Source organism: Brunnivagina elsteri CCALA 953 (genome assembly GCF_002289455.1).
GTDB lineage: Bacteria > Cyanobacteriota > Cyanobacteriia > Cyanobacteriales > Nostocaceae > Brunnivagina > Brunnivagina elsteri.
The window spans coordinates 1-6852 of record NZ_NTFS01000357.1 but is presented as its reverse complement, the minus strand read 5'-3'; the positions used below and the strand labels follow the sequence as shown (position 1 = coordinate 6852).

The following is a 6852-nucleotide window of genomic DNA, read 5'->3' as shown; positions in this document are numbered from 1 at the left end:
TGCAATACTATTCTGGTAGGCTTTTCATTTATTACTCTTTTATTTTACACCATATTCTTAAAAGAGTCGCACCCAAACGCTTTGGCTGTGAATCGGAAGCCTTGCGTTTTCTTTGTCCTCCCCCTTCATGGCATGGAGACATCATTACATGGATGGTCTTTGCTCACTGGATTGCGATCCTAACTATCCCCTCCGCTATTTTGGGTGCGCTAGGATTGCTGCTTTCTTGGATTCTAAAGAATAAGCGATCGCGAGCAAACGCAAACATTTCAGGGAGACCATCGGCCATTTTTAGCCGCAGTCGTCGCCACAAAGTAATTGCAGGAATATGTGCAGCCATTTCACAGAGGTGGAAACTGCCGATTCAAGCAGTACGGATTGTCACCGTGGTCTTAGCGATTATCGTACCTGGACTTGTTTTGTCACTTTATCTTTGGGGTTGGTTGGCGTTCCCCTTAGAGCAGGCGATCGCAGCTCATTAGAAATTGGCGATCGTACTGTTTCTCACTGAGAAAAGTTTTGTGCTGACTAACACTGGGTTTTAAATAATCTACAGAGCGAGGGCAATCAATGTTAGATACAAATAGTACCAGCACTACACCAGGGACTTTGCCTAAAGGTTATCAAGAAGTGCTTTACGACAAGATAAACAAGCCCCTTCGGATCATCGTTTTACAAATCCTTTCAATCCCTCTTTTTGTAGTCTTTGGGCTAATTTTTCTGAATGTCGCTATTGGGATGGGAAAGCTGCCATCGCGTATTCAAATCGGGCTAACTGGAATGATTCTCCTTCTCGCAGGGACTATACTGACTTTGGTTCTGCATGAACTTACCCATGGCGTGGTAATGCGGATGTTTGGCGCAAAACCTCGCTATGGTGTTCTATGGAAACAGGCAATGTTTTATGCCACAACCCCCGGATATGCTTACCGCCGTAATGACTATTTGCTCATAACACTTGCGCCATTATCCATTCTGAGCATTCTCGTGATTCTGGGAATGTGGTTTGTGCAGGGTACTCTCTGGGTAGCCCTATTCGCGATCTGTGGAACCATCAACGCGAGTGGAGCAATTGGAGATATATGGATATCAATAATAGTGCTTCGGTATACCAGTACAGCCTATGTAATGGATGAGCGGGATGGGATACGAGTATTTTTGCCCAACCTTGAAGTTAGAAAAAAGGGAATACAGAACTCGTTGGCGCAGCCTTTCTGGAAGAGAATCGCCTTCATCAGATTCTTACATACTGCGATATTCGTATTCTTCAATATAGTTATGGCAGTTCTATTGTATGAAGTTGTTGCTGACAAAATCTCAATTCTCACATGGATCGCACTAGCATTTTTTGCGATCGAAGTAATTGTTCTCATCGCCAACAATTGGACTTGTCCCCTGACAATTTACGCCGAAAAATTGGAATCCTATCGTGGTCAAACAACCGACATTTTCTTCTTGCCAAAGTGGTTTGGCGATCGCATGTTTATATTCTATGGTGGCTTACTAGTATTTGGACTTCTGCTTCTTGTAATTAGACTATTGACTTGATGGAAGAAATTTTAGCTAACTGTTGAAAGAGAAGGCAAGCCATACTTTTTCGTTTAGCTTTAAAGCTTTGTAATGTATTCAATCAATTCATACAGGAAATACTACATCTACCTGCCAAAATATTTGCAGAAAGAGAGTTAACTTAGATTACAAAATAATAACAAGGCACAATGTCATGAATCCGATCGCGATCGTATGGGGAGCATCCACTTTTGGAAGAAACACAATTATTGAGTGCCAGAAACCTTACTATATGGGTTGTCTAAAAAAGTCTATCCGCCAAAAGTGGATGCTCCCATCGTATGTTTGTATTCTATGGTGGCTTGCTCATCGTTGCACTTCTGCTTCTTGTAATTAGATTATTGAGTTGAACATTTCAAATAGAAAGATAAGTAAAGTTTAGTTAGAGGCGATTTGTAAAGAATTAATGCGTTTTGATACCACTTATCCAATTCCAAAAGTCCCATCAACACGATTTCAAGCATCCCTATGCTACAACAATAGAGAATAATGTTCTCCAGTCAATATGAAGAATTTAATGGAAACTCTAAGACGAAAAAAGAAGCAAATACCCAGATGGGCTTTTACTGTACTTGTATCTTGTGTGATGTTATCAGTCGCAGGAACAATTCTAGTATTCGTCTGGTATTATCAGCAAAATAATCTTGATTCTCTAAATAATAAGATTGAAGATTTAAACAAGAGTATCTCAGCAACCGGAACTATCCCCAAAGACAACCTAATGGGAAAACTCAGTGCAATACCAATACCTTCGCCATATTTATGAGTAGTGACGCACTATCAAACCTTGTAGAAACACGGTTTTTTCGTACTAGGCAAATATCTATTATAACAATACCTTCGCCAAGATAATGACTGGCAAAAATGCTTTTGCCATCAACGTTTCAGGCAAAAACAAAATTTAATTCTATCCGTTCTAAGGTGGTCTCAGAGTCCTTATATACCATTGCTTTCAATCTAAAAACCCGGTCTGGAAAAACGGGAAGGATTTATTAACAAACCTAGTACTTATAACAATACCTTCGCCAGATTTCTGAGTGATGACGTAACATCAAAGCTTGTAGGAGCAAGGTTTTTTCGTATGAGTGAAATAGCCTTTATAAATTCCAGAGAACTTAAAAACCATGTCCGGTATTCCCGCACAGTATTTTTACGTTGTAAAGCTTGATATATAGGGACTCTGGAGTCGCAGCCTAACAGATAAAACCGATATTTGCTTTAACTGAAAACCTTGACGGCAAAAGCCTTTTTGCCATTCATACTTTTGGCGAAGGTATTGACACTGAAAACTTTCTTCCTAATTCTTCCAAGTAAAAAATAATTCGCTCTCCAGTCTCGTTTAGATCGTGTGGTCAATGTTTTATTAACTACTGTCAAGCGATTACCCCATACTCAGAAAATGTTGAAAGGCGATCTTTCTTTGGGGCGATCGCCCTCTAAAACACATCAAATCATTTGAGAATATTTGTTGTTGGGTAGAATTGCGATCGCCCCTTACAAACTTGAAAAGATGATTGTTGATGCGATCGCATTGACCTTGCAGTAAAAGCTGCGGTAATGTTCCATTAAAACAAGAATTGAAAGCAGTTGCGGTATAATGCAGAGTTAGCCCGCTAAACGAATGGTGGGGAAACAACTGAAATTTTGTTTGTCAATATTCAGGCTCAAACAGCGACCACAGGAAAATGTAGTTACGATATGGAAAACGTAGTTACGATATACTGATGCTATACATTGAGGTTTTTAAGTATGGCATCTTCTAAACTTGAGCATCTCCCTCAACAACAATGGCACCAGATATCGACTGCCGATGTCGCAGCATATCTTAAGACAGATTTATCAATGGGGCTGTCGAGTCTAGAAGTACCTCAACGTCATGAGGTTTATGGCTTCAATGAACTGAAGGGGAAAGCCGAAAAAAGCCCTGTTATTCGGTTTCTGATGGAATTCAATCAACCTTTGATTTATATTCTGCTCGTTGCTGGCATTGTGACGCTGCTGCTACAGGACTGGGTAGACGCGGGGGTGATTCTGGGCGTAACGTTGATTAACGCGGTGATTGGGTTTATCCAAGAATCGAAAGCTGAAAATGCGATCGCTGCCCTCGCCAAATCTGTTACTACTGAAGCGACGGTCATTCGGGATAACCAAAAGGTTCGGCTCAACTCTCGCGAACTGGTTCTTGGCGACCTCGTGTTGTTAGCATCTGGGGATAAAGTACCTGCGGATCTGCGGTTGGTGGCAGTTCGTGATTTACAAGTGAGTGAAGCCGCATTGACAGGAGAATCCGTTCCTGTCCAGAAATCAAACGCGCCCCTCGCTCTCGAAACCGTCTTAGCCGATCGCCTTAACATGGCTTATGCGGGAAGTTTGGTGACGTTCGGGCAAGCCAGAGGTCTTGTCGTGGCGATCGCGAATCAAACCGAGACTGGGCGCATTTCCCAACTAATTGAGCAAAGCGCTGGACTGGAAACACCACTCACCCGCAAGATTGAACGATTTAGCAAGACGCTACTTTACATTATTCTGGGTTTAGCCGCCTTAACCTTTGCTGTGGTGATGGGTCAAGGAGGAAGCTGGTCAGAGGGGTTTAAGTCCGCCGTTGCTCTAGCTGTGAGTGCTATTCCCGAAGGACTCCCCGCCGTCGTGACGGTAACGCTGGCGATTGGGGTCAATCGGATGGCGCAACGACATACGATTATCCGCAAACTTCCCGCAGTCGAAACCCTTGGCAGTACCACGGTGATTTGTTCTGATAAAACAGGCACTCTGACCGAAAATCAGATGACCGTCCAAGCAATCTATGCGGGTGAAACTTCCTACAAGGTCAGTGGTGTGAGGTACGATGCGGAAGGTTCGATTTTACAAAATGGACAGCCTGTTGAAATGAGTCAAGCCCCCACACTGCGCGAGTGTTTACAGTGCGGCGTATTATGCAACGACTCCCATCTCCAAGCCCAAGATGGGCAACTATCAGTAGCTGGTGATCCCACGGAAGGAGCCTTAATTGTTTCGGGTCAAAAAGCAGGGATAACCCAACAAACTCTGGAACAAGAACAACCGCGATTGGATACGATACCCTTTGAATCGCAGTTTCAATACATGGCAACCTTACACCAGCAAATAGAACTTGCCGATCGCCACGCGATTTATGTGAAAGGTTCATCGGAAGCAATCTTGAAGCGATGTCGTTACCAACTCGATGTCAATGGTCAATGCATCGCCTTAAACTGGGAGCGCATTGAGCAAATCACCCACGAGATGGCAGACCAAGGTTTACGGGTACTGGCTTTTGCCAAGAAAAAAATTTCAGCAGAACAACAGGATATTGACTACGATGATATTGAGACAAATCTAATTTTCCTTGGACTTCAGGGCATGATCGATCCCCCCAGAGTCGAGGCGATCGCCGCAGTGCGGGTCTGTCAGTCGGCGGGAATCCAAGTCAAGATGATTACAGGGGATCATGCCCTGACTGCTGCTGCGATCGCGCGTCAGATGGGACTGAGCCAAGATGAAGCAGCACCTGTATTCACTGGGAAACAGCTAGCAGCAATGAATGCTCAATATCTCGCCAAGGCTGTCGAAGCTAGTGCCGTGTTTGCGCGAGTTGCCCCCGAACAAAAATTGCGTTTGGTCGAAGCCTTGCAAGCAAAAGGCGAAGTTGTCGCCATGACGGGTGATGGCGTGAATGATGCACCAGCCTTAAAGCAAGCCGATATTGGTATCGCCATGGGGATTACAGGCACAGAAGTCGCCAAAGAAGCCGCAGATATGATCTTGACCGATGATAACTTTGCCTCCATTGAAGCTGCCGTAGAAGAAGGACGCACTGTTTATGGCAACCTACTGAAAACCATTGGCTTTATCTTGCCCGTTAATGGTGGCGAAGCCATGACAATCTTGGTGGGAATCCTCGTTGGAGCCTCCCTGCCGATTTTGCCTGTCCAGATTCTCTGGGTAAATATGGTGAGTTCAGTTGCCCTGAGCGCGACCATAGCCTTTGAGCCAAAAGAAACAGGCACAATGGCGCGATCGCCCATGCCCCCCAATCAACCTCTTCTCACGGGTAAATTGTTATGGCGCATCCTGATTATTTCCATCTTCAATCTCATCGCTGTGTTTGGTATGTTTGAATGGATTTTGCAAACTACAGGTAATATCAATCTGGCTCGCACTATGGCAGTCCATACCCTCGTCGCGACTGAAACTTTCTACTTGTTAAGCATTAGTCAATGCATTCCATCTCTATTTTCCTATTTAAAAGATCCCACTCGCACATTTGCTTATATTCCTGCGATCGGTGTAGCTTGCGTTTTTATCTTGCAAATTTTCTTTAGCCAGTTGCGCATTATCAACCCATTATTTAACACCCAACCACTGAGTATGGCACAAGCCTTGATTTGCATCAGTGCAGGAATCCCAATCATTGTCCCTGCTTTATTCCTAAAGCGATTCGCTCCTCTGGCTTAAAGCTATTAGTGCGATCGCCGATCTTGTCGGGTACTTTAATAGAAATCTACTATTCCGCTTTCTGTTGGGCAGGAAGCTTACTGTGTAAGCGAAGTTTCACCGTAGGTAGTTCACAACCTCTTGTTGGAATGTCATTGATGGAACGATTTCAACTAATGGTTCAAGTTTTTGAAGGAGGCAATGTTGAAATATGCAAAGTAAAAACAGTTTAATCAATGCGTTGGAGACGATCTCTCGAATGCGACTACAAAAGTTAAAGTTTGACTGTAGCGGCTCAACCTAGCCGTTATACATTAGATATACTAGGGACAATTCGATCGGACAGCTCAATCCATGATAAAAACACGGCAATCTAGACATTCTGATCAAGAATCTAAGCATTACCCCTGAGTATCCTCAAGGGTTCTCAGTTTTAAACAACTGTCCAGAGAGTTGTTGACGCAGATTTATCAAACTAAAGTTAGAGTGTCCTTCGTCCGTTTTCTTGGCAATTTGGCGGAATTATTCCACTAGATTTAACGCCCTAAAGCACCTTTAGTGATGTCGAGTAGACTGCTGCCACCGAAGGAGATCGCCAGAAAAATCGAAGACGATAGGATAAAACCACAGACGCATAGAACTAACCCACCGAGGCTAATTGCCCCATCATCATTCAGTAAGCCAAAGCCTGTGACGAAGATCCCTATTGCCGGGAGAGTATTAGTGCCGGGGATCGGAATCATCATCGAAATCGACATAAGGGCGAGCGCTAAGCCAATGACAGTGCGACCAAGGAGACTGGTGCAAACCTGAGTCAAGCGTGGGCGGGAA

At 43.9% G+C, this 6852-nt stretch carries 6 protein-coding genes; 4 read left to right on the top strand and 2 right to left on the bottom strand.

The genetic code is table 11. The features are described 5' to 3' along the window. From CK510_RS23670 to CK510_RS23660, 3 genes are all read left to right on the top strand, one after another. The coding region (locus CK510_RS23670; protein ID WP_143289409.1) for a PspC domain-containing protein at positions 1-482 on the top strand (482 nt) is incomplete at its 5' end. Between the two features lie 88 nt (positions 483-570). Next, positions 571-1548, top strand: coding sequence for a DUF3267 domain-containing protein (locus CK510_RS23665; protein WP_095724015.1), 978 nt, complete (start codon positions 571-573; stop codon positions 1546-1548). A gap of 538 nt (positions 1549-2086) precedes the next feature. Next, on the top strand, positions 2087-2335 hold the full coding sequence (locus CK510_RS23660; protein ID WP_143289408.1) for a PilN family protein: 249 nt from the start codon (positions 2087-2089) through the stop codon (positions 2333-2335). A gap of 615 nt (positions 2336-2950) precedes the next feature. Here CK510_RS23660 and CK510_RS31170 read toward each other — a convergent pair. Then, positions 2951-3205, bottom strand: coding sequence for a hypothetical protein (locus CK510_RS31170; protein ID WP_143289407.1), 255 nt, complete (start codon positions 3203-3205; stop codon positions 2951-2953). Positions 3206-3318: 113 nt separating this feature from the next. Here CK510_RS31170 and CK510_RS23655 point away from each other — a divergent pair, with 113 nt between their 5' ends. Then, a complete protein-coding gene (locus tag CK510_RS23655) occupies positions 3319-6042 on the top strand; it encodes a cation-translocating P-type ATPase (RefSeq protein ID WP_095724013.1) in 2724 nt (907 codons plus the stop codon). Between the two features lie 515 nt (positions 6043-6557). Here the strand turns inward: CK510_RS23655 and CK510_RS23645 are convergent. Further along, on the bottom strand, positions 6558-6852 hold a 295-nt coding region (locus tag CK510_RS23645; RefSeq protein ID WP_211293280.1), incomplete at its 5' end, for an exopolysaccharide biosynthesis protein.

What these genes read in the sequence shown, in the direction of transcription:
- CK510_RS23655 (WP_095724013.1), top strand. Translation starts at nt 3,319, where the DNA reads ATGGCATCTTCTAAACTTGAGCATCTCCCTCAACAACAATGGCACCAG.
- CK510_RS23665 (WP_095724015.1), top strand. Translation starts at nt 571, where the DNA reads ATGTTAGATACAAATAGTACCAGCACTACACCAGGGACTTTGCCTAAA.
- CK510_RS23660 (WP_143289408.1), top strand. Translation starts at nt 2,087, where the DNA reads ATGGAAACTCTAAGACGAAAAAAGAAGCAAATACCCAGATGGGCTTTT.